19 protein-coding genes and 1 tRNA gene are annotated in these 22,105 nt (G+C 64.7%); 11 read left to right on the forward strand and 9 right to left on the reverse strand.

What is annotated here, in order from left to right:
- Nucleotides 1-46 precede the first annotated feature (46 nt).
- From gorA to ACGYLI_RS01115, 3 genes are all read right to left on the reverse strand, one after another.
- Nucleotides 47-1,426 (reverse strand): glutathione-disulfide reductase, encoded by a 1,380-nt coding sequence (gene gorA / locus ACGYLI_RS01105; RefSeq protein WP_168612717.1) that lies wholly within the window; start codon nt 1,424-1,426, stop codon nt 47-49.
- Nucleotides 1,427-1,516: 90 nt separating this feature from the next.
- Nucleotides 1,517-2,305, reverse strand: coding sequence for a ribose-5-phosphate isomerase RpiA (rpiA, locus tag ACGYLI_RS01110; protein WP_394416457.1), 789 nt, complete (start codon nt 2,303-2,305; stop codon nt 1,517-1,519).
- 13 nt (nt 2,306-2,318) lie between these two features.
- A complete protein-coding gene (locus ACGYLI_RS01115; RefSeq protein ID WP_394416459.1) occupies nt 2,319-2,474 on the reverse strand; it encodes a hypothetical protein in 156 nt (51 codons plus the stop codon).
- A gap of 84 nt (nt 2,475-2,558) precedes the next feature.
- Between ACGYLI_RS01115 and ACGYLI_RS01120 the strand changes: the two genes are divergently transcribed.
- Entirely contained in the window at nt 2,559-3,932 is a 1,374-nt protein-coding gene (locus tag ACGYLI_RS01120; RefSeq protein WP_067266230.1) for an L-serine ammonia-lyase, read from the forward strand.
- Between the two features lie 94 nt (nt 3,933-4,026).
- Nucleotides 4,027-4,938, forward strand: a complete 912-nt coding sequence (locus ACGYLI_RS01125) for a pirin family protein (RefSeq protein ID WP_394416461.1) — start codon at nt 4,027-4,029, stop codon at nt 4,936-4,938.
- Nucleotides 4,939-4,957: 19 nt separating this feature from the next.
- Here ACGYLI_RS01125 and ACGYLI_RS01130 read toward each other — a convergent pair whose 3' ends face one another.
- Nucleotides 4,958-5,542 carry a TetR/AcrR family transcriptional regulator gene (locus ACGYLI_RS01130; RefSeq protein WP_394416463.1) on the reverse strand — a complete coding sequence of 195 codons (585 nt, stop codon included), beginning with the start codon at nt 5,540-5,542 and terminating at the stop codon, nt 4,958-4,960.
- Nucleotides 5,543-5,617: 75 nt separating this feature from the next.
- On the opposite strand from ACGYLI_RS01130, the gene ACGYLI_RS01135 reads away from it, so the two are divergent.
- The 8 genes from ACGYLI_RS01135 to ACGYLI_RS01170 all read left to right on the forward strand — a co-directional run bounded on the left by ACGYLI_RS01135 (nt 5,618) and on the right by ACGYLI_RS01170 (nt 14,387).
- A complete protein-coding gene (locus ACGYLI_RS01135) occupies nt 5,618-5,986 on the forward strand; it encodes a hypothetical protein (protein WP_394416465.1) in 369 nt (122 codons plus the stop codon).
- A gap of 116 nt (nt 5,987-6,102) precedes the next feature.
- Nucleotides 6,103-7,389, forward strand: a complete 1,287-nt coding sequence (locus ACGYLI_RS01140) for a homoserine dehydrogenase (protein WP_394416467.1) — start codon at nt 6,103-6,105, stop codon at nt 7,387-7,389.
- Between the two features lie 321 nt (nt 7,390-7,710).
- Nucleotides 7,711-8,673: a class II fructose-bisphosphatase gene (glpX, locus tag ACGYLI_RS01145; RefSeq protein WP_394416469.1), complete on the forward strand. Its 963-nt coding sequence runs from the start codon at nt 7,711-7,713 to the stop codon at nt 8,671-8,673.
- 52 nt (nt 8,674-8,725) lie between these two features.
- Nucleotides 8,726-10,465 (forward strand): single-stranded-DNA-specific exonuclease RecJ, encoded by a 1,740-nt coding sequence (recJ, locus tag ACGYLI_RS01150; RefSeq protein WP_394416471.1) that lies wholly within the window; start codon nt 8,726-8,728, stop codon nt 10,463-10,465.
- Nucleotides 10,466-10,582: 117 nt separating this feature from the next.
- Nucleotides 10,583-10,657 (forward strand) — tRNA-Glu (locus ACGYLI_RS01155).
- 614 nt (nt 10,658-11,271) lie between these two features.
- Nucleotides 11,272-11,988 (forward strand): sugar transferase, encoded by a 717-nt coding sequence (locus tag ACGYLI_RS01160; RefSeq protein WP_394410453.1) that lies wholly within the window; start codon nt 11,272-11,274, stop codon nt 11,986-11,988.
- A gap of 71 nt (nt 11,989-12,059) precedes the next feature.
- Nucleotides 12,060-12,971: a CpsD/CapB family tyrosine-protein kinase gene (locus ACGYLI_RS01165; RefSeq protein ID WP_394402324.1), complete on the forward strand. Its 912-nt coding sequence runs from the start codon at nt 12,060-12,062 to the stop codon at nt 12,969-12,971.
- 114 nt (nt 12,972-13,085) lie between these two features.
- Complete coding sequence (locus ACGYLI_RS01170) at nt 13,086-14,387, forward strand: GumC family protein (RefSeq protein ID WP_394416473.1); 1,302 nt, start codon at nt 13,086-13,088, stop codon at nt 14,385-14,387.
- A 5-nt stretch (nt 14,388-14,392) separates the two neighbouring features.
- Here the strand turns inward: ACGYLI_RS01170 and ACGYLI_RS01175 are convergent, their stop codons facing one another.
- A complete protein-coding gene (locus ACGYLI_RS01175; RefSeq protein WP_394416475.1) occupies nt 14,393-15,703 on the reverse strand; it encodes an oligosaccharide flippase family protein in 1,311 nt (436 codons plus the stop codon).
- Between the two features lie 159 nt (nt 15,704-15,862).
- On the opposite strand from ACGYLI_RS01175, the gene ACGYLI_RS01180 reads away from it, so the two are divergent.
- Nucleotides 15,863-17,068 (forward strand): glycosyltransferase, encoded by a 1,206-nt coding sequence (locus tag ACGYLI_RS01180; protein WP_394416477.1) that lies wholly within the window; start codon nt 15,863-15,865, stop codon nt 17,066-17,068.
- Here the strand turns inward: ACGYLI_RS01180 and ACGYLI_RS01185 are convergent.
- From ACGYLI_RS01185 to ACGYLI_RS01200, 4 genes are read right to left on the reverse strand one after another with little or no spacing between them, the layout of a single operon-like run.
- Nucleotides 17,065-17,910, reverse strand: a complete 846-nt coding sequence (locus ACGYLI_RS01185; RefSeq protein WP_394416479.1) for a glycosyltransferase family 2 protein — start codon at nt 17,908-17,910, stop codon at nt 17,065-17,067. The genes ACGYLI_RS01180 and ACGYLI_RS01185 overlap by 4 nt on opposite strands.
- Entirely contained in the window at nt 17,907-20,498 is a 2,592-nt protein-coding gene (locus ACGYLI_RS01190; RefSeq protein ID WP_394416481.1) for a hypothetical protein, read from the reverse strand. The genes ACGYLI_RS01185 and ACGYLI_RS01190 overlap by 4 nt, the downstream gene beginning before the upstream one ends.
- On the reverse strand, nt 20,495-21,439 hold the full coding sequence (locus ACGYLI_RS01195) for a hypothetical protein (RefSeq protein ID WP_394416483.1): 945 nt from the start codon (nt 21,437-21,439) through the stop codon (nt 20,495-20,497). Before ACGYLI_RS01195 ends, ACGYLI_RS01190 begins: the two co-directional genes overlap by 4 nt.
- 4 nt (nt 21,440-21,443) lie before the next feature.
- The gene (locus tag ACGYLI_RS01200) at nt 21,444-22,058 is read right to left on the reverse strand and encodes a 4'-phosphopantetheinyl transferase (RefSeq protein WP_394416485.1); all 615 of its coding nucleotides are present in this window, start codon (nt 22,056-22,058) and stop codon (nt 21,444-21,446) included.
- Between the last annotated feature and the right edge of the window lie 47 nt (nt 22,059-22,105).

Raw genomic sequence — 22,105 nt, forward strand, 5'->3', positions numbered from 1 at the left:
CCCATGCGGCCTATCGTTCCAAAAATTGTACGCTTTCGCGTGATATTCAAGCCGTGCGGGTCGGATTACGCATGGTCACCAGTTCTTCGGACATGGTCGGGTGCACCGCGCAGGTGGCGTCGAACTGCTCTTTCGTGGCGCCCATCTTGACCGCGATGCCGACCATCTGGATCAATTCGCCCGCGTTGGGTGCGACGATATGACAGCCCAGCACCACCCGCGTGTCGGCGCAGACGATGAGCTTCATCAGCACCCGGTCGGCCTTGCCCGCAAAGGCGCCCTGCATCGGTTTGAAGGAGGTCGCATAGACCTCAATCGGCCCCGCCTCCCGCGCGGCCTCCTCGCTCAGCCCCACGGTGCCCATCTCGGGCTGGGTAAAGATCGCCGAGGGCACCAGATCATGATCCACCGGCGTCGGGTTGCCGCCAAAGACGGTCTCGACAAAGGCCATGCCCTCGCGGATCGCCACCGGGGTGAGGTTGATGCGGTTGGTCACGTCGCCGATGGCATAGACCGAAGGCACCGCCGTTTGGCTGTATTCATCCACCTCGATCTCACCGCTGCGGCCCAGTTTCACGCCCAGGTCTTCCAGCCCCATGTCATCGCTGTTAGGGCGGCGACCCGTGGCAAAGAGCACCTGGTCGAACATCTTTTCGGTGCCGTTGGTCGGCTTGACCTTCATCGGGCCGCTGCCGTCTTCGTGGCTGGGCGTCATCTCCAGAATGTTGGTGCCCAGGTGCAGGTCGATCCCCTTTTCCTGCATCATCTCGGCCACCATGCCGCGGGCTTCGTCGTCAAAGCCGCGCAGGATCTGCGCGCCGCGGTAATATTGCGTCACTTCGACACCCAAACCATTGAGGATACAGGCGAATTCACAGGCGATATAGCCGCCGCCGATGATCAGGATCGACTTGGGCAGCTTCTCCAGATGGAACAGATCGTCAGAGACCAGCCCCAGTTCCGCATTCTCGATCTCGGGGCGCACGGGGCGACCACCGCTGGCGATAAGGATGTGTTTTGCGGTCTTCTCGGTGCCGTCGGACAGGGCCACGGTATGGGGGTCTTTGATCCGCGCGCGGGCGTCAAATGTGTCAACGCCGGAGTTCTTTAGAAGCTTGCGATAGACGCCTTCGAGGCGGTCCAACTCAGTGTTCAGACGGCCTTTGAAGTCATGCCAGTCAAACGGCCCAGCTTTGAGATCCCAGCCAAAGCATTTCGCCTCATCCACCACATCGGCATAGCCCGAGGCGAAGACCATCAGCTTTTTAGGCACGCAGCCCCGGATCACGCAGGTGCCGCCATAGCGGTCTTCCTCGGCCAGACCGACCTTGGCGTCATGTTCGCCCGCCGCGACACGCGCCGCGCGCACACCGCCCGAGCCGCCACCGATGACAAACAGGTCGTAGTCGAATTCATTCTTGGCCATTTGGCGCCTCTCTTAGTCGTTTTGGGTCTTGCGCGGGATCGCGCATATTTCGGTGTTGCGCGGGGTCGCGCGTGTCTCGCTTTGTCGGCATTAATCGCTCAGGTCGGAAAACAGGTTGTCGGTCTCGACGAATTCCAAACGGTCGGTCGCCACGGTGCCTTCATTTATGTCGCGCACCTCTACCCTGCCATCCCCGTAACCGATCACAACCGCGTCACAGATATCTATGAACAGGCCGTTTTCCACCACGCCGGGCATCTGGTTCAGCACCAGCGCCAATTGCCGTGCGTTGCCGATGCGCCCCAGCCGCAGGTCTAGGATATAGTTCCCCTCGTCGGTGATGAAAGGCACCTCGCCATTCATCCGCAGGGTCGAGCTTTGGCCCAGCACATCCATCGAGATCAGCGTCTCTTCGACCAGCGCCTGCGTGGTCTGCCAGCCAAAGGGAATCACCTCAATCGGCAGGGGGAATGCACCCAGATGATGCACCTCTTTGCCGATATCGGCGATCACCACCATCTGGTCGCTGGCCGTCGCCACGACCTTTTCTTGCAGCAAGGCCCCGCCGCCGCCTTTGATCAGGTTCAAGTCACCGTCGAATTCATCCGCCCCGTCAATCGTCAGGTCGAGCCATTTCGCCTCATCGAGAGAGATGACCTCGATCCCCACATCCCGCGCCAGTTGCGCGGTGCGCGAGGAGGTCGGCACGCCTTTGATCCGCAGCCCATCGTCGCGCACCATCTCGCCCAGACAGCGCACCAGCCACGCCGCCGTCGATCCGGTGCCAAGGCCCACGCGCATCCCTTCTTCCACGAATTCGCACGCCCGTTTCGCGGCCACGAATTTGGCCTTGTCGATCGGTGATAGGTCTCCGGACATCGGGTGCTCCCTCTCAGGCGTTTGCCGCGTTATAGGGCGAATTGGCATAGGGTGCGAGGGGCAAGTCGGCGGTTTTTGGACGCACGGCAATGCGACAGGACGGCCAGAGCGCGCGCCCTGTCGCTTTCAGCGCGCCAAGCGGCGGCAGGAAATGGTTGGATCGGCCCACACCGCTTGCAATGCGCCAAAGGTCTGGGCGATACCCGTTCCACCGCGCCCCGACACCCGCAACCATAAAAGGGTCCGCCCCCTGATGTTTCTTTCCGTCTTCGACATGTTCAAAGTGGGCATCGGCCCTTCGTCTTCGCATACCATGGGGCCGATGGTGGCGGCGGGGCGTTTCCTTGACCAGATGCGCGCATCGCCCTTCCAATTCGCCGGGCTGCGCGCCTCGCTGCACGGCAGCCTCGCCTTCACCGGCGTCGGCCATGCCACCGACCGCGCCACGATCCTCGGCCTCGCCGGGTTCACGCCCGAGGACTATGACGCCGATGCCGCCGAAAAGGTATTGGAAGAGATCAAACAGACCCGCCGCATCAGCGTCGACGGTCTGCCCGAACTGCGTTTCGACCCTGAGCGCGACATGATCTTTGACTACGACACCAAACTTGCGGGCCATGCCAACGGCATGATGCTGATGGCCACCGATGCCCAGGGCGACGTAACCTTACGCGAGACCTATTATTCCATCGGCGGCGGCTTCGTGATGACCGAAAAGGAACTCGCCGCAGGCAAGGACACGGATGAGGGCGCGCCGGTGCCCTTCCCCTTCAAGTCCGCCGCGGAAATGCTTGAGATGTCGGCCAAATCCGGCAAAACCATCGCGGGCATGAAACGCGCCAATGAAGAGGCGCGTGGCGGGGCCGAGAACCTGCGCGCCGGGTCGAAACGGCTGTGGCAGGTCATGCGCGACTGCATCGACCGGGGGCTAACCTCCGAGGGCACTCTGCCCGGCGGGTTGCAGGTGAAACGCCGCGCCAAGGGCATCTACGACGCGCTGATGGCCGAGCGCGGACAGAACCAATCCGCCCCGCATACGATCAACGATTGGATGAGCGTCTATGCCATGGCCGTCAACGAGGAGAACGCCGCCGGCGGGCAGGTCGTGACCGCGCCGACCAACGGGGCCGCAGGCGTGATGCCGGCGACCTTGCGCTATTACCTCGACCATGTCCCCGGCGCGTCTGAGGCGCATATCGAAGACTTCCTGCTCACCGCCGCCGCGATTGGCGGGCTGGTGAAATACAACGCCTCGATCTCAGGCGCCGAAGCAGGCTGTCAGGCCGAAGTCGGCAGCGCCGCCGCCATGTCCGCCGCCGGACTATGCGCTGTGATGGGCGGCACCCCGCAGCAGATCGAAAACGCCGCCGAAATCGCGCTGGAGCATCACCTCGGCATGACCTGCGACCCCGTCAAAGGGCTGGTGCAGGTGCCTTGTATCGAGCGCAACGGCCTGGGCGCGATCAAGGCGGTGTCGGCGGCCTCTCTGGCGCTGCGCGGCGACGGCACGCATCTTGTGCCGCTCGATGCCTGTATTGAGACCATGCGCCAGACCGGCGCGGACATGAGCGAGAAGTACAAGGAAACCTCCCTCGGCGGATTGGCGGTGAATGTGCCGAATTGCTGAAGCTGCGCAAATTTGCACAGGCTCCGTTCGCCGGGGCGAATTGTTGAGGTGACCGCCGCCCCCTATCTTCTGAGCAACTGCAAAGGAGAGCATCATGTCCCTCAGACCCACATTGGAAACCCGCCGCGCCACGCCTACGATGGAAGGCGCCGGGGTGAAACTGCACCGCGCTTTCGGCTTCCACGACCCGTCGGAGCTTGACCCCTTTCTGTTGTTCGACGACTTCCGCAACGAGCATCCGCGCGACTTCGAGAAAGGCTTCCCTTGGCACCCGCACCGCGGGATCGAGACGATTACCTATGTGCTCGAAGGCACTGTGGCCCATGCGGATTCGCTCGGCAATACCGGCGATCTGAACGCGGGCGACGTGCAGTGGATGACCGCCGGATCGGGCATCCTGCACCAAGAAATGCCGCGCGGGAATGCCAACGGGCAGATGCACGGCTTCCAGCTATGGGGCAATCTGCCCTCGGCGCAGAAGATGACCGCGCCGCGCTATCAGGATATGAAATCCGCCGACATCCCGGTGGTGACCGATGACGATGGCACGCGGGTCAAGATCATCACGGGCGAGTTCTGGGGCAAACGCGGCCCCGTCGACGGTATTGCCGCCGATCCGCAGTATCTGGATGTTTTCGTGCCTGCCGGGGTCAAGAAGACCTTTCGGATCGACACCTATCGCCGGGCCTTTGCCTATGTCTTCCAAGGCGCGGGCGCTTTCGCCGATGCCTCCGCCCCTTCGGGCGTGCTGCTAGAGAAAGAGGTCGCCGGCGAGGAGGTGAACATCCGCGACATGTCAGGCGACCGGACGCTTATCCGCTTTGGCACCGGGGATGAGGTCACGGTGCAGGCCGGGGAGGAAGGGGTGCGTTTTCTGCTGATTTCGGGCGCGCCGATTGAAGAGCCGGTGGCGTGGCACGGGCCGATCGTGATGAACACCCGCGCCGAGATACAGCAGGCGATGCGGGATCTGAACAACGGGACCTTCATCCGCCCCGCCCATTGACCCAAAGGGCCGCGGCCGCTCAGGCGGTCACGGCCTTGCGCACCATGTCCCAATACTGTGCGACGACCTCGTCCAGCGAAAGCCGTCCGCCCGCGCGGTACCAAGTGTTCACCCCCGTCAGCATGGCGATGATTGCCAGCGTCACGATTTTGGTATCGGCGACGGCGAAATCGCCGCTCGCCACCCCGGCGCGCAGGATCGTCTCCAACCGGTCCTCATAGTCGCGGCGCAGGCGCTCGATCACGGCGAAATTCTCCTCCGTCAGATTGCGCAATTCCATATAGGCGATGAAAACCTCATCGGGCCGATCCGCGTGAAAACGGATGTGAAAGGCCACGAAATCCTGCAACTGCTGCATGGCGGGGCGGCTCGGATCATGGGGCGTTTCGGCCAGCAGGTCGGTCATATGCGCCTGCATCAGGTCGAACAGCAGGCTCTGCTTGTCGGGGGTGTAGTTATAAAGCGCCCCGGCCTGCACGCCGACTTCGGCGGCAATGGCACGCATGGACACGGCGGCATAGCCGCCCCGCGCGAAAAGCCGCAGCGCGGCTGCGCGGACACGCGGGCCGGTGATATCGGAGTGGGAGCCTGTGGTTCTTGCCATGGCGGCAATTTAATGAACAAGCGTTCAAAAGCAAACCCCGCTTGCGCGAAGATCACGGCTGGGGCAGAACGAGGCATGACCCAAGCGCGCCCGCCCCGCCCCCTCTCGACCATCGCCCTGTTTCTGGGCGTCTCGCTGCTGGCGGGCTGCACGCAGTTTCCCGAACTCGACCGCACCATCACGCCCGCGTTGGAGGCCGCGCCCTACCCCGATCTGGTCCCGATCGACCCGCTGTTGGCCAAAGCCACCGCCGGGCGGATCGACCCGGCGCGGACCGAAGCGTCGCTCACGGGGCGTGCGGCCAATCTCGAAGCCCGCGCGGCGCGGCTGAGCCGCACAAGCGCCCAAGCCGCCACTGCTGCCCGGGTGGCGCGGCTCAGGGCGCGCGCTGCAGAGCTACAGCGCGCCCGCCAAGCCGCCGAGGACAGCGAAAGCGCTGAATAAACGGGCATCCCCGTGATGCGTATGCGCGTTGCACGCAGGCGCCGAACCCGCTACATCGCGGCTATGCCCGGCCCCGCCTGCCGGGCCTTTCGGATCAGACCAGAAGGACCACCGCCATGTCTAAGCCGCTTCGCCTCGGGATTGCCGGATTGGGAACCGTGGGCGTGGGTGTGCTGCGCATTCTGCGCCAGCAGGCCGCCCTGTTAGAGGCCCGCACCGGCTGCGCGATGACGGTCTCGGCGGTTTCGGCCCGCACGCGCAACAAGGACCGCGGACTGTCGCTTGCGTCTTATGACTGGGAAGACGATCCCGTCAAATTGGCCACCCGCGACGACGTGGATGTGTTCGTCGAGCTCATGGGCGGCGCGGATGGCCCCGCCAAGGCCGCGACCGAAGCTGCGCTGGCGGCGGGCAAGCATGTGGTCACCGCCAACAAGGCGATGCTGGCGATCCATGGCCAAGCCTTGGCCGAACAGGCCGAGGGCGCGGGCGTGGCCCTGCGCTATGAGGCGGCTGTGGCGGGCGGCATCCCGGTCATCAAGACGCTGATGGAGGGGCTTGCCGGGAATGAGATCACCCGGATCATGGGGGTGATGAACGGCTCGTGCAATTACATCCTGACGCGGATGGAGGACTCGGGCAAAACCTATCAAGAGATTTTCGCCGAGGCCGATGGGTTGGGCTATCTCGAAGCCGATCCGCAATTGGACGTGGGCGGCATCGACGCGGCGCATAAGCTGGCGATCCTGTCCTCCATCGCCTTTGGCACCAAGATCGACTTTGATGGCATCCAGCTTGAGGGGATCGAGCGAGTCGCCATCGAAGACATCCGCGCCGCCGCCGACATGGGTTATAAGATCAAACTGCTGGGCGTGACCCAGAAAACCGGCCGCGGGCTGGAGCAGCGGATGATGCCCTGCCTCGTGCCGCAAACATCGCCTTTGGGGCAGCTTGATGGCGGCACCAATATGGTGGTGATCGAAGGCGATGCCGTGGGCCAGATCGTGTTGCGCGGTGCCGGTGCGGGTGAAGGGCCAACGGCCAGCGCCGTGATGGCCGATGTCTGCGACATCGCGCGCGGGTTGCGCGGGCCGGTCTTTGGCCAGCCTGCCGGAACGCTTGAGCAAACCACCCCCGCCAGCAGCCAGCGCCCTGCCCCCTACTACCTGCGCATGGCGCTGGTCGACAAACCCGGCGCGCTGGCGAAAATCGCCACGGTGCTGGGCGAAGCGGGTGTGAGCATCTACCGGATGCGCCAGTATGAGCATTCCGACACTTCTGCCCCGGTTTTGGTCGTGACGCATAAAACCAGCCGCAATGCGCTGCTGGAGGCACTGGCGAATATGGACAAGACGGGCGTGCTGGCCGGTGAACCGGTGGCGCTGCGGATCGAAGAGGTCTGAGGCTGAGAGCCATCGCCTGCCCGCGGGCGGGCGATGAGACGGTGCTTCGTGCCACTTTATGGCTCAACCCTAATGTGCGCCCGCCGGGGCGCACCCAGCCCCACCAAATCGCCTACCCTGTCGCACCAAAGGTGCGCCTAGATAGACGGGCACGCCTTCGGCGTGACAAGGCGGGCAGGCGATGGCCCGGCGCCTACGGCTTGTTCCCGGGCCGGGGTGGCAGTTTCGGCTGAAGCGGCAGCCCCTTCCACAACCCAAAACTTGCCCCGAGGCCCGCGCGAGGGTACAGGACAGAAAACACATTGCACCCAAGGATACTCCATGACCGCTTCCGCCGAATTCCAAGACCGCATGCTCTCTCTGGGCCTCGCCCGCGTTTCCGAAGCCGCCGCGCTGGCCTCGGCCAAGCTGATCGGCAAGGGTGACGAGAAAGCCGCCGACCAAGCCGCCGTGAACGCCATGCGCGAACAGCTCAACATGCTCGACATCGCGGGCGTCGTGGTCATCGGCGAAGGTGAGCGGGACGAGGCCCCGATGCTCTATATCGGCGAAGAGGTCGGCACGGGCAAAGGCCCCGGCGTGGACATCGCGCTCGACCCGCTGGAAGGCACCACGCTGACCGCCAAGGACATGCCCAACGCGCTGACCGTGATCGCCATGGGCCCGCGCGGCTCCATGCTGCACGCGCCGGACACCTATATGGACAAGCTCGCCATCGGCCCGGGTTTCGAGACCGATGTCGTCACCCTCGACATGAGCCCCGGTGAGCGGGTCGAAGCGCTGGCCCGCGCCAAGGGCTGCGCGGCGTCCGACATCACCGTTTGCATCCTCGAACGCCCCCGCCACGCCGACATGATCGCCGAGGTCCGCGCCACCGGTGCGGCTATCCGTCTGATCACCGATGGAGACGTGGCGGGCGTGATGCATTGCGCCGACCCTGAAACCGGCATCGACATGTATATGGGCCAAGGCGGCGCGCCCGAAGGCGTCTTGGCCGCCGCGGCGCTGAAATGCATGGGCGGGCAGATGTATGGCCGGTTGCTGTTCCGCAACGAAGACGAAAAGGGCCGTGCCGCCAAGGCCGGGATCACCGAATTAGACCGCGTCTATTCGCGCGACGAGATGGTCACCCAAGACGTGATCTTTGCCGCGACAGGCGTCACCGGCGGCAACATCCTGCCGGGCGTGAAACGCGAGCCGGGCTGGCTGACCACCGAGACGCTGATCATGCGCTCGCGCACCGGCTCGGTCCGTCGCATCAACTACCGCACCCCGGCGGAGTGAGGGCCAGACTGGCCCTTCCCACCCTCTTCCATAACGGCCAAATGAGGTCCGCATGAGCTTTCTCGGTGTCGAAACATCTTTGACCGGGCGGCGCTGGATCGGTCCTGACGTGGAACTGACCCGCGCGGCAGAACTGCTGGTGCAGCGCGCGGGCCTGCCCGATCCGGTGTGCCAAGTGCTGGCGCGCCGCGGCGTGGTCGATACCCAAGCGGCGGGCTTTCTGGCCCCCGCCCTGCGCGACCTGCTGCCCGATCCCCGCTCCCTGCGCGATATGGAGGCCGCGGCGACGCGGTTTCTCTCGGCCCTGCAAAACCGTGAGCGCATCGCAATTTTCGCGGACTATGACGTGGACGGCGGCTCTTCCGCCGCGCTGCTGCTGGTCTGGCTGCGCGACATGGGCCACCGTGCGACGCTCTATATCCCTGACCGTATCGACGAGGGCTATGGTCCCAATGACGAGGCGATGTCGGCCCTCGCCGCTGAGCATGATCTGATTGTCTGCGTCGACTGCGGCACGCTGTCCCATGGCCCCATCGCCGCTGCCAAGGGCGCGGATGTCATCGTGTTGGACCACCACCTTGGCGGCGAAACGCTGCCCGATGCGCTGGCCGTGGTGAACCCCAACAGACAGGACGAAGACGGGACGCTGGCGCATCTCTGCGCCGCTGCGGTCGTGTTCTTGATGCTCGTCGAAGTGGGGCGGCAATTGCGCGAAGCGGGGCGCAAGGGGCCAGACCTGATGGCGATGCTCGATCTGGTGGCGCTGGCCACCGTCGCCGATGTGGCCCCGCTCACAGGCGTGAACCGCGCTTTCGTGCGTCAGGGGCTCAAGGTCATGGCCCGGCGCGCGCGCCCCGGCCTTGCCGCCCTTTCAGATGTGGCACGTATGGACACCGCCCCCACGGCCTATCACCTCGGATTTCTGCTCGGCCCGCGCATCAACGCGGGCGGGCGCATCGGGCAGGCCGACCTTGGCGCACGGCTCTTGGCCACCGCCGACCCGCATGAGGCCGCGGCCCTCGCCGAACGGCTGGACCAGCTCAATACCGACCGCCGCGAGGTTGAGGCCGCCGTGCGCGCCAGCGCCATGGCACAGGCCGAAGAACGCGGCTTTGACGGACCGCTGGCATGGGCCGCTGGCCCCGGCTGGCATCCCGGCGTGGTGGGCATCGTCGCCTCCCGCCTGAAAGAAGCCGCCAACCGCCCCTCTATCGTCATTGGTGTCGAAGACGGCATCGGCAAAGGCTCGGGCCGCTCGATCAGCGGCATCGACCTCGGCGCGCCGATTCAGCGTCTGGCTGCCGAAGGGCTGCTGATCAAGGGTGGCGGACACAAGATGGCCGCAGGCCTGACCGTGGCGGAAGACAAGATCGACGCGGCGATGGCGCGCTTGGGCGAATTGCTCGCCAAACAGGGCGCGCATTTGGCAGGCCCCGCCGACCTCAACCTCTGCGGCATGATGATGCCCGGCGCAGCCACCGTGGAGCTGGCCGAGATGGTCGACCAAGCCGGCCCCTTCGGCGCCGGCGCCCCTGCCCCGCGCTATGCCTTTGCGGACATGCAAATCCGCTTTGCCAAACGCGTGGGCGAGAACCACCTCAAAGTAAGTTTCGGCGACGGGCTGGGCGCGAATCTCGAGGCGATTTCCTTTGGCGCTTACGACGGCCCCCTCGGCCCCGCGCTGGAAAACCACGGCGGCGCGCGTTTCCACCTCGCAGGCCGTCTCGACATTAACAATTTCCGCGGTCGGCGCACCGTTCAACTGCGTTTGGAGGACGCCGCGCGGGCCTGAAAACTTTTTCTAAAGAAACTTCATTTTTCCGCTTGCAGCCCCCCACAGTATTACTTAAACGTCCGCTCACAGACAGAGCAGCACACACCAAACGCTGCACTGACCTGACAAAAGAGTGGCCCGTTCGTCTATCGGTTAGGACGCCAGGTTTTCAACCTGGAAAGAGGGGTTCGATTCCCCTACGGGCTGCCACTTTTCTTCTCCAGAATTCAAAGACAAGCCTCCAGAGGCACTAAAGAATCCCCTCGGAATCGCGCAGCTGATCCGGGGTTTTGGCGCTTGCCCGCCTGCGCCCTGCGCCCAACTGTCGCCCATTTATCGCCCTGACATTATTGTGAGAATTGCGCGATGGCTGGTGGCTTGTGCCTCTGCAACCTCGCTATCCGAAGGCACATAAGCTTAGTGGCCGACACCTAAGACAGATGATTACCCGGAACTTCAGAACCCTATAAGTCTCATATTTATTAACGACTTAATATCTCATCTACGCCTGCGCACGCCCTCCCCTCCACCATCGAACGCCACACATCTGCACCCCATGGCGCCCCCATAAGGCCCTCAACTCACTCCTAAATTCCCACCTGCCCGCCGCCCCGCGAAACAGTCTGTTTCTGAGAAAAAGGATCGAATAAGGCGAAAAGGTGGTAACAAATGATACATATCCTACCTGAACGTATAGGCCGGATAGGTCGTTGAGACGGAGCGGTGCGAAGGCGCCGTGGCCGAAACGGTCCGAATGAATGCGATTGAACCCTGGGGGGTTTGGAATGAAGTACTTTGACGCACACAGCCATGCCTATGGCTCGATGGAAGTGATCGCCGGTCCTGTGCTGGGCCGTGCACAGCCCGCCATGGCGGGGACTGCGGTGCTGCCCGCGCCGCGGGCGCTGGCGGCCCTTCGTCTGCGTCCGACCGGCCTTTATGGCCGCTACGCGAAACCGCTTCTCGACCGGCTGCTGATCCTCGCGTCCCTGCCCATCGCCCTGCCGATCATCGCGCTTTGCGCGCTTGCGCTGTGGATCGAAAGCGGTCAGCCCTTCTATACGCAAAAGCGCCTTGGCCGGGGGGGCAAAGGATTCTCCATCCTGAAGCTGCGCACCATGGTGCGCGATGCCGACGCGGTGCTGGAGAGCTACCTTGCCGCGAACCCCGCGATGCGGGCCGAATGGGACGAGATGCAAAAGCTCAAGGACGATCCCCGCATCACGCGGGTGGGCGCTTTCCTGCGGGCAACCTCGCTGGATGAGCTGCCGCAGCTGTGGAACGTGTTCAAAGGTGACATGAGCCTGATCGGCCCGCGCCCCATGATGCCCGACCAGCTTGAGATGTATGGCGATGCGAAAGCCTATTTCGCGCTGCGCCCCGGCATCACCGGGCTGTGGCAGGTCTCGGCCCGTAACAACAGCCGTTTCACCTACCGCAATGAGGTCGACGCCGCCTATCGCCGCAATCTGTCGCTGCCGATGGACCTGACCATTCTGCTGAAAACCGTCGGCGTCGTCTTGCGCCGAACCGGGTGCTGAGCGATGCTCGCCGCGCCCGCCAATAACGAGAAATTCAGCGCCTTATGTTCAAGAAATCGAAAGGGAAGACGATGAGGGACCTCTACGCATCCGATGCCCTCGGCGCGGACAACAGCGATGTGACGGCGCAGTTCGGCGGCCCGGGGATGCGCCACAGCATCCGCCCGCGCCGCACCGTGATCGACCATGAGGATGAGTTCGACGGCGATTTCTCCGAAGGCGACCTGACCTTTGAAGACAGCCTGCCCGCCGCCCCTGCCGTTTCCCGCTACATCGGTGACGACCGCGCGCCGCGCTGGCAAGACCTGCCAATCGCCACCCCCGGCCCCGGCGGCGACATGCCGCTGGTTGACGATCATCGCAACAGCGCCGCCGCGCGGGCCTTTGACCTGCTGCGCACGCGCTTGCGTCAAACCACGTTAGAGCATCGCTGGGTCAATATCGCCATCACCGCCCCCACCTCGGGCTGCGGCAACAGCTTCTCGGCGACCAATCTGGCGCTGAGCCTGTCGCGGGTGCCGGGATCGCGCACCGTGTTGATGGACATGAACATGCGCAGCCCCGGTCTGGCCCGTGCCTTTGACATGCAGGCCCCCGGCGCGATGAGCGATCTGCTCAGTGGCCGCGCCGACCTCGGCAAGGGGATGCTGCGGGTGAGCGATACGCTTGCCCTTGGGCTGAACGACCGGGCCGAAGTGAACGCCGCCGAAATCCTGCAAGACAGCGCCACGGCGGAAACCCTGCTGCGTCTGCGGGCCTCGCTGCAGCCTGAAATCGTCCTCTACGACATGCCGCCGATGCTGGAGCATGACGATCTTTCGGCTTTCTTGCCGCAACTAGACGGTGTTTTGCTGATTTCCGACGGCAGCCAGACCATGGCGCGTCACCTGCGCGAATGCGAACGGATGCTCGAAGGTCAAGTGCCGCTTTTGGGCATCGTGCTGAACCGGGCGCGGGCCTCTAGCCTGCCGAAATATGCCTGACACCCCCTGTCGCCGTCCTTGCTTGCGCCCTATTATCGCCCAAGTCATCTGATCTAGGCAGGGAAACTCCGCCGGGCAACGGTCGGGGGCTTTGGGCAGGTTGGAAAGAGGCACATGGGACCGATCTATACATTCGATGACTTTATCGACATGATCCGCCGCCGCGCGGGTGTGATCATTTTGATCACGCTTCTGGGCTGTATCGCCTCGGTCTATTGGGCGCTTGCGACGCCGCATGTCTACCAATCCTCCGAAGTCATCCAGATCGAGCAGCCCAAGATCGCCAATGATCTGGCCCCCTCTACGGTCGAAGGGTCTTCGGCGCGCCGTTTGCAATTGATCGAACAGCAGTTGATGGCGCGCGGCACCTTGGTCGATATCATTCAACGCTTTGATCTTTATGACGATCTGACCGCATTGCGCATGTCCGAGAAAGTCGATCTGCTGCGCCGTTCGGTCACCATCACCGGCGTCGCTGCCCCGCGCGAAGGCTATGCGGATGACGGCACCATCTCGGTCATGACCTTCACCGCCGAGATGGACAACCCCGCCGATGCGCAGGCTGTGGCCCGCGAATTCGCCGACCGCACCCGCGAAATGTCCGCCGCCCGACGCCAAAGCCAGACCCAAGAAACCTTGGAGTTTTTCCAGCGCCAAGAGCAGAACCTGATCCGCGACATTTCGGAGCTTGAGGCCGAACTGGCCGATTACCGGGCCGAAAACGACCTGTCGCTCGAAGGCAGTCTTGAGTTTCGCCGCGGCGAGATCAGCAGCCTCAATGACGCCATTCTTGAACTTGACCGTGAAATCATCGCCACGCGGCTGGCGCGCGATCGGGTCAACCCCGATGCCCGCGCTGCCACCATCGCCCGCGAACAGGCCGAGTTGGATGCCACGCTCGAAAGCCTGACCACGCAGCGCGACCTGTTGCAAGAACAGCGCGAGACCCTGACCGCCAGCCTGCAAACCTCGCCCGAGGTTGAGCGGGAGCTGGCCCGGTTCGAACGCCGTCTGACCCAGCTGCAAGACCAGTTGGAGGTGATCACCGCCCGCCGGAATGAGGCGGAGGTGGGCTTTTCGCTCGAATCCGATCAGCGGGGCGAAAAACTGATCACCTTGGAGCAGGCCGAACTGCCCGATTACCCCGTATCGCTCAGCCGCAAGAAACGCGCGGCGGTGGGCGGGATGGCCAGCTTGGCGCTGGCGCTGATCGTGGCCTTCCTGCTGGAACTGCGCCGCCCGGTGATCCGCTCGGCCCGGCAGATGACACGCGAGACGGGGTTGATCCCTGTCGTGTCGATCCCCGACCTCAGCCCCCGCGAAAAGCGCCGCACCTTGGGCAAGGTTTGGCAGGAGCGCTTGAAGGCCGGGAAAGAAGGCCGGGCCGCGCGAATAGCCCGCAAGCAAAAGAGCTGAACCGCTCAGACCGTGGCGCTCAGCCCCAGCACCCGGTCCCAATGCAGCCAAAGCGCCAGCGCGCCGAGCGCCAGCCCCAAGAGGGCGAAGGTCAGATCATGCCGCGCGTCCCAGACGCCATGCGCCCTTGCGAGCCAGATCAGCACCAGATGCGAAAGCACCATCGCGGCCCCCAACCCGATCAGCGCCCCCGGCAGACCGGCGGTGACCACCCCCGCCAGCAGCAGCCCCACTTGCAGGCTGGCCCTTGAGGCCGAAGAGATGAAGAACCGCCGCGAATCCCCAGCGGCCAAAGCCGCTTGATCATAGGTCATCCCGATCACCTGCGGCATCAACGCCAGCGCCAGCATCACCAGAATCGCGCCGCTTTGCAGATAGCGCGGGTCATAGAGGATTGAGACCAACCAAGGCCCCGCCAGCGCCATGACCACCAAGAGCGCCATTAGCCCGCCGCTCAGCCCATAGCGCATCCGCCTGAGCTTGGGATGATCGCCACCCCCCGCCTCTCGGTAGATTGGGATCATCACCCGCCCGGTGACATTCTGGCCCAGCAGCAGCGGAAAGCTGGCCAGAAAATAGCCGATATTGTAGATGCCCAACCCTTCGAGCGAGAGGAACTTGCCCAAGATCGCCTTGTCGCCCTGACTGGCAAAGAACCAGAACATAGTCGACAGGAAGATCCATTTGCCGAAATGCACCAATTCGCGCACCGCCGGACGCTCCCAGCGAAAGCGGTTGCCCGGTCCCGGCAGAAAGGCATGGGTCAGCGCCAGCTTCGCCACGGCCCCCACCACGCCGCCGATCACCAACGCCGCCACCGATTGATAGAGCGCCGCGCCCAAGATCATCACCGCGATGCCCATTACCTGCGATGTCAGGTCCAGCAGTGTCAGCCGCCCCATTTGCAAATGCCGATGCGCCGTCTCAATCCGCGTCGGGTTGAACCCGGCGACTACGAGGCTCAGCGCGGCGATGGGCAGATAGGTCATCAACGAAGGTTCGTCGTAAAACACCGCCACCGGCCAAGCCAGCGCGGAGGCCACAAGCCACAGGCACGCCCCCCGGATCGCTTGGATCGTCCAGGCAGTGTTCAGGAAATCCGGATCATCGCCACGCTTGCTCTGCGCGATGGAGGGGGCGATGCCCACGTCCGAGAACAGCGTCAGCCCGACAATCACCACCTGTATCAGCGCCATCAGACCAAAGGCTTCGGGAAAGAGCAGCCGCGTCAGGATCAGGTTCGACGCCAGCCGGATCGCCTGCGAGCCGCCATAACCCAAAACGATCCAAGAGGTCGAGCGCAATGCCCGTGCCATCAGGCGATTGCCCGTTACCGCTTGGGAAAGCTTGGAAAACACCCGTTGCTGCGCCTCTGCCCGTTCTCTGTGAAAGCCTAAAGCCTTGCCCGCCCTTGTGCCAGTGGCAAGCGGGCGGGTAACAAGGTTTATCAGCCCCAAGCCAAGGCCGCACCGCCCGTGAAGATCGCCTATATCCTCAACACCTATCCGCAGCCCTCGCATTCCTTCATCCGGCGCGAGATCGCGGCGCTAGAGGCGGCGGGCCATGAGGTGGACCGTTTCGCCATGCGCGGCCCCGATGTGCCCTTGGTCGATCCGCAGGACAGGGCCGAGGCGGCAGCGACCCAGTATGTGCTGGCCACCGGTGGCAGCGCCCTCGCCGGTGCCAGTCTGCGCATGATACTGCGCGCGCCGCGGCGGTTCGGCCAAGCGCTGCGCGACGTCTGGCAGGCCGCCCGCCGGGCCGAGACGGGGCTGGCCCGCCATCTGATCTATCTGGCCGAGGCCTGTTATCTGCGCGCCCGGCTTGAGGGGAGCGACATCCAACATCTGCACGCCCATTTCGGAACCAACGCCGCGATGGTCGCGATGCTTTGCTACAGGTTGGGCGGGCCGCGCTATAGTTTCACCACCCACGGGCCCGAGGAATTCGACAGCCCGCGCGCCCTTTCGCTCGGTGCGAAAACCCACCATGCGGCCTTTGCGGTGGCGATTAGCCAGTTCGGGCGCAGCCAGCTGTGCCGTTGGGCCGACCCGGCGGATTGGCCGCGCATCAAGGTCGTGCATTGCGGCATCGAGCCCGCCAAATTTGCCGCCCCCGCCCCCCTGCCCGATGGCCCGCGCCGTCTCGTCTCCATCGGACGGTTTGTAGAGCAGAAAGGCCAGCTTGCCCTGATCGACGCCATGGCACGGCTGCATGACAGCCACCCCGATCTGCATCTGACCCTGATCGGCGACGGCCCCCTGCGCGGCGCGATCGAGGCCGAGGTCGCCCGCCACGGCCTGCAAGAACGCGTCACCCTGACCGGCTGGGTTGATGAGGCCCGCGTGACGGCGGAACTCGGCGCCGCCCATGCGCTTGTGATGCCCAGTTTCGCCGAAGGCCTGCCCATGGTGGTGATGGAGGCCATGGCCGCCGCCCGCCCGGTCATCGCCACCTATATCGCAGGCACGCCGGAATTGGTGCAGCCGGGCGAGACCGGATGGCTGGTGCCCGCAGGCGATGTGGCGGCCTTGGCCGAGGCGATGGCCGCCCTGCACGACGCCCCCCTCACCGCGTTAGAGGAAATGGGCACGAAAGCCCGCACGCGGGTCTTTACACGCCATGATGTCGCCCGCGAGGCGGCGAAACTCGCCCAGCACATGCAAGAGGCCGCCCGCTAGCGCCCCCGCACCCAGCGGTTGTCGCTGCGCAAAACCGGCGCATGGATCGTAAGCCGCACGGCAACAAAGACCAGCGCGCCCAAGGGATCGGCCAGCGCCCGCCGCCAAAAGGGGCGCAGTCGGTCATGGGGGTCATCATTGCGCATCAATTCGGGGAACAGCCGCGCGACCTCGGCCACGCCTGCGTCCTGCCGCCGGCGCACCCGCACCAACGGCGCGAAACCTTCGATCATCGGCCAGTCATAGCGGGCGGGCACGGCGATGCGCTCCTCGGGGCGAAAGTTCAGCCGCGCGAAAGTGTCGTCCGAGATGATATCGGGCCACGCCCCCCACCGCGCCCGCCCGGCGCGGTTCATCGCAAAAACGCCAAAGCCCGGCACGCCGTGGGTCATGAAGCCTGTCGTCTGCCAGAACCGCGTGTAATGGCGCGTCACCCAATTGCCCGAGGTCGTCACCCGTGGCACCCCGCTGCCATAGCGCGGCGTGTCCTCATCCAGCGCTTTGGCCAACTGCGCCAGCAAGGGCGGTGAGACCAGCACATCGGCATCGAGATAGACCAACACGCTCCCCCGCGCTGCCGCCTCGCCCGCGTTCCACGCGCCAAGCTTGCCGCCTTGAGCCAGTTCCAGCACCCGCAACACCCAGCCCCGCGCCTCGAACGACGGGATCGCCGCGCGGGCAAGTTCGGCGGTGTTGTCCGAGCAGCCATTCGCCACGACGATCACCTCAACCGGCCCCGCCACCGGCGCGGAGGCGCAGAGCGCATCAAGGCAGGCGGGCAGCCAGTCGGCCTCATCATGGGCGGGGATCAACACGCTCACCCCTTGGAACGCGTTGGTCACTTCCATGCGGTCAAAGCGTCCCACCGCGGATTGTCATCCGCCAGATAGCGCAGCGCCCCCCAAGAGCCCCATTTCGTCGGCGCATAGACATCGGAGTAATGGGTGAAAAGCTGCCCGCCCACGGCCAGCCAGCCCGCCATCAGATCGGTATAGAGCGCGCCCATCTCGGGGGCGTAGTTCAGATGGTGGAAGAACGCGGTCAGCCCTTCGTCATTCACCTGCGCGCCGAGGCCGACCACATGGCTGCCGCCTTCGTACATCACCAGATCGAGGTCATGCGCCCGCGCCACGGCGGCGTGATGGAGCCAAACCCGGCCAATGAGATCGGCCAGCGTGTCGGTCTCCAAACCGCTGGTGCCCCCGTTGCGCAGGTCCTGCGCCGCAAGGGCCGCGGCCGCATCAAAGCGGTGGGCCGCGATATAATTGGCCAAAGCCGCACCGCTCAGCCCCTGCGCCTCCCCCTCGGCGCGGGCCTTGGCAAGGCTATCGGCCAGCCAGCCGCTGACCAATTCGGCATTCTCCTCCAACCCCAGCACGCCGCCGAAATACCCGGTGATCGCATAGGCATCGAAGGCCGTGGCGGGGGCGCTGTTGCCCGCCTGCTCGGCCACGTAGAGCGGTGCTTCCAAGGCTTCGCGCTCAAGCCCTAACCACCCGGTTTGGCTCGCGATCACATTGTGCAACCGCGCCTCGGCCTCACCGCCGAAAACATCCGTCCAGATGCGTGCCACTTCAGCGGCCCGCAGACCGTAGAACTGCATCCCCTTCTCGGCCTCATCCCAGCGGGCCTGCGCCATCTCATCGGCCCATTGGGTCTGGGCGAATTGCCAGTTCCACACCTCGTTCGAGAATTCCACATAGGCTTTGCGCTCGCCCGCCAACGCCTCTTCAACATAGGTCGCAAAGGCGGTCACATAGCCATCGTCCGCCAGATGCGGCATGTTGAACCACGGGTCGATCCCCAGTTCATTGGCCAATGCGACCATCACCTCCACCGGGACGCCGCGCAGGGCATAGGTCACATCCTCCGGGCGCGGACGGTCCTCCCAAGTGGCGATGGGGCTGTCGTTGATGGCCATCCAATCCATGAAGCGCAGCACCTTCATCCCCGTCAGATGCCGCGTCCAATCAGGGTTGAAACGCGCCCCGGCGTCGTAATCGGCGACGCGGTCTTCGCGGATCACGGTGATCTCGCGCGGCGGGTCGCTGCGGTGCATGCGTTGAATGCGAATGTCGACACTGCCCGGCCCCGGCGCATAGTCGAACCGCACCTCGTTCTTGCCATAGCGCACATTCTGGGCGCGGCCCGTCACCTCGATCACGCCCTGCCCTTTGAAGCGGAGCAGATAGCGGCCCTTGAGCGTCGTTGCCTGCGCTGGCATGTCGGTTAGGATCAGCGTGCCGATGCTGCCAAGTTCGCGCGGCATCTTCACCGGCCAGCCCTCGGCATCGAGATAGCCGCCTTCGACCAGTTGCGCATATTCCATCCCGCCAAAACGCCCGGCCACATGGCCAAGCCACGGGCGGGCGGTTTTCATCAGGTCGAGGAAAGGGGCCTGCACGCTCCAATCCGCGATGGCGGCGAGGCCGATGCCCATGTCGCGGGTGCCCGCAACGGCCTCCTCGGGGGCGGTAATCTTAAATGGGGCTGGCGGATCGAGAGGTTTCGCGGTCTTGGGCGCATCGCTGACCGGGGTCTGCGCAGGCGGGCCGGTCGGGGCAATCGGCGCGGTCTGGGCGTTGTCCTCGGCCACGGGCCGCGTCGCGAGGGGCGCCGGCATCACGGCACCGCCCTGATAGTCCTGCACCGCCTCCCAGGCCACCCGCTGCAGGGCGCGGGCAAGATCAGGCTCCGGCGTGTCGAAAGTCTTGCCCCAGCGGTCATTGAAATCCGTCGGCAGCCCCAGCGGGTCTTTGCCCGTCAGCGTGGCATATTGCACCATGGCGACGAAGTAGTGGCCGAGGTCGTTCAGATGGATGTCATCCGCGAAGAGCGCGTCGATCCCGGTCAGCCCGGGGAGGTTTTCGGCAGCGATTTCATCATAAAGCCGGGCCATCGCTTGCCCGGCTGGGATCACCTCGATCGTCGCGTTCTCCGAACTGCGCCCCGCACGCATAGCCGATGCGATCCCCTCCCACGCGGGCAGATCGCTCTCCAACCTCTCGCGCCACGGGATATGGGCGTGATCGTCATAGGCCACCGCCTCCCCGCTGCCGCTTTTCAGCGAATGCCATGTCTCTTGCAGATAGACTTTCACTTCCGGATTGGCCGCCGCCGCAAGATCAAAGAAGGCCTGCGCATAGACTTCAGTGTCCGACCAGCGGGTGTGATTGGCCAGCGGGATCGCCTCGGTCAGGATGAGATGGGTGATGTCCCCTTCGGGCAGCAGCGCACGGGCATCCACCCCCTCGGCCCGATCCGATTCATCCCAATTGTAGCGCAGGGGCGCGCCGTTGATGATCTGCGCGCGCACCTCGCCTTGGCCCACCCCGGCGCGCAGCGCCTCTTGCAGCATATCCGGCCCGTCGGCCCCAAAAAGACTGTGGCCCACCATCAGGACCGAGAACAGCCCGCCCAGACCGCTCATGCCGCGACCCCGCTGTCGGGATGGGCGCGGACCACGTCCCAGACCACCCGCTGCATCAGCCGCGCGGCCTCCGCGCTTGGAGCCTGCGCCGGGGTGCCATCGGCGCGCAGCAATTCGTGCGGCAGCCCTGCCGGGTCGCGGTGATAGAGGGTCGCGTAATGGGTCAGCGCCACGAGGTAAGCCCCCTGATCGTTAAAGTGGATCGTATCGGGGCGGCCATTCTCATCGCGCGAAAAGAGGTCATGCAGGCTGATGATACCACCCACCCCGCCAGCGGCGTCGACCGCGCGGACAAAGGCCGCCATGACCTGCCCCGCGGGGATCAGGTGAATGGGCACCTCCGATTGCTGCAAGGCGGGGTAGATCACCTGCCGCCGCCAGTATTTATTCAAGTCCCGGTCGATGCGATTGAGCCAGCCGTGGCCGTCATCCGTGTGGTGCCACGTCTCATAGAGGTAGACGCGGGTGTCGGGCCGGGCGGCATGGGCCAGCAGCGCCCAATGGGCAAGGTAGTCGGGGCTGTCGTGATAGCGGATGGCATCGGCGATCTCGACCATTTCGGTCAGCACCACCGCGTCGAAATCGCCCGAGCCGATGGCCGCCCGGGCGGGCCGGTGCTGCGCGTGATCGTTGGACCGCTCGAACCCGTTCACAGGCACATCCGGCTCCCAATGGTCGCGCAGCGAACTGCCCCACCCGGTCTGGCTGTGATAGCTATGCCCCGCCCCTGCCATTTGCGCCAACATCGCGGGCATGTCGCGGCCCACCAGAGAATGCCCCAGATGATAGACCTGCATTGGCCCCGAAGGCGCGCTCAGCGGCGGGGCATAGAGTTCCTCCGCCCGGTCCAGCAACTGCGCCCGGCGAAAGACCCAAGACCCGCCGCCGAGGCTGGCAAGCGCGGCGCCCCCCAAAAAAAGACGGCGTGAGAGTGCAACCATGAGATCAAGCTCCTTTGTGATCAATCTGCCCAATCGCCACCCCGCTGACAAGGTGGCCCGCCACCGACGCGATCCGCCCCGGCAGCTTATCGCCGCGGCTAAAGCCCTCAGTATCTTGGGTAAATCGCGCCTCGAAGGTGGTATTGTCGCCAGATAGGGTGACCTCAAGCCGATCAAAGCCAAAAAGCGCTTTGGTCGCTGGGTACTGCGCCTTATAGGCCGCCTCCTTGGCGCAAAAGATACGTTTCGCAGCCGCTAGGTCCGCGCCGCCGAGGCGGGTGATTTCCGCGGGAAGGCAGATTTCGGTGAGCAGGTCTGCGGGCAGTGGGCTGTCGTCTTCGATGTCGACGCCGAGGGTCTCCACCTCTGCCCTGCGCGCCAGAACCGCGATGCACCAGTCGTCACAGTGGCTGATGGACCCGGTCAGCCCGGGTGGCCAAATCGGCGCGCGGTCGGGGCTGGCCAACACCGCCGCTGGCGGGTGACCGAGTGCGCGCATCGCCTCGCGTGCCGCGTGGCGTCCGGCGGTGAATTCGGCTGCACGCTTGGGTCGTGCCCGTGCGATGAGGGTCGCCTCGTCCCCCAGCAACGGCGGATAGGCTCCGTCGGGTCGGGTCACGGCAACAGCGACCGGGAGATCGAAAAGAGCCTGAACGGCAGTCCTGA

This window comes from Sulfitobacter sp. 1A13421, assembly GCF_043557285.1.
Taxonomy (GTDB): Bacteria; Pseudomonadota; Alphaproteobacteria; order Rhodobacterales; family Rhodobacteraceae; genus Sulfitobacter; species Sulfitobacter faviae.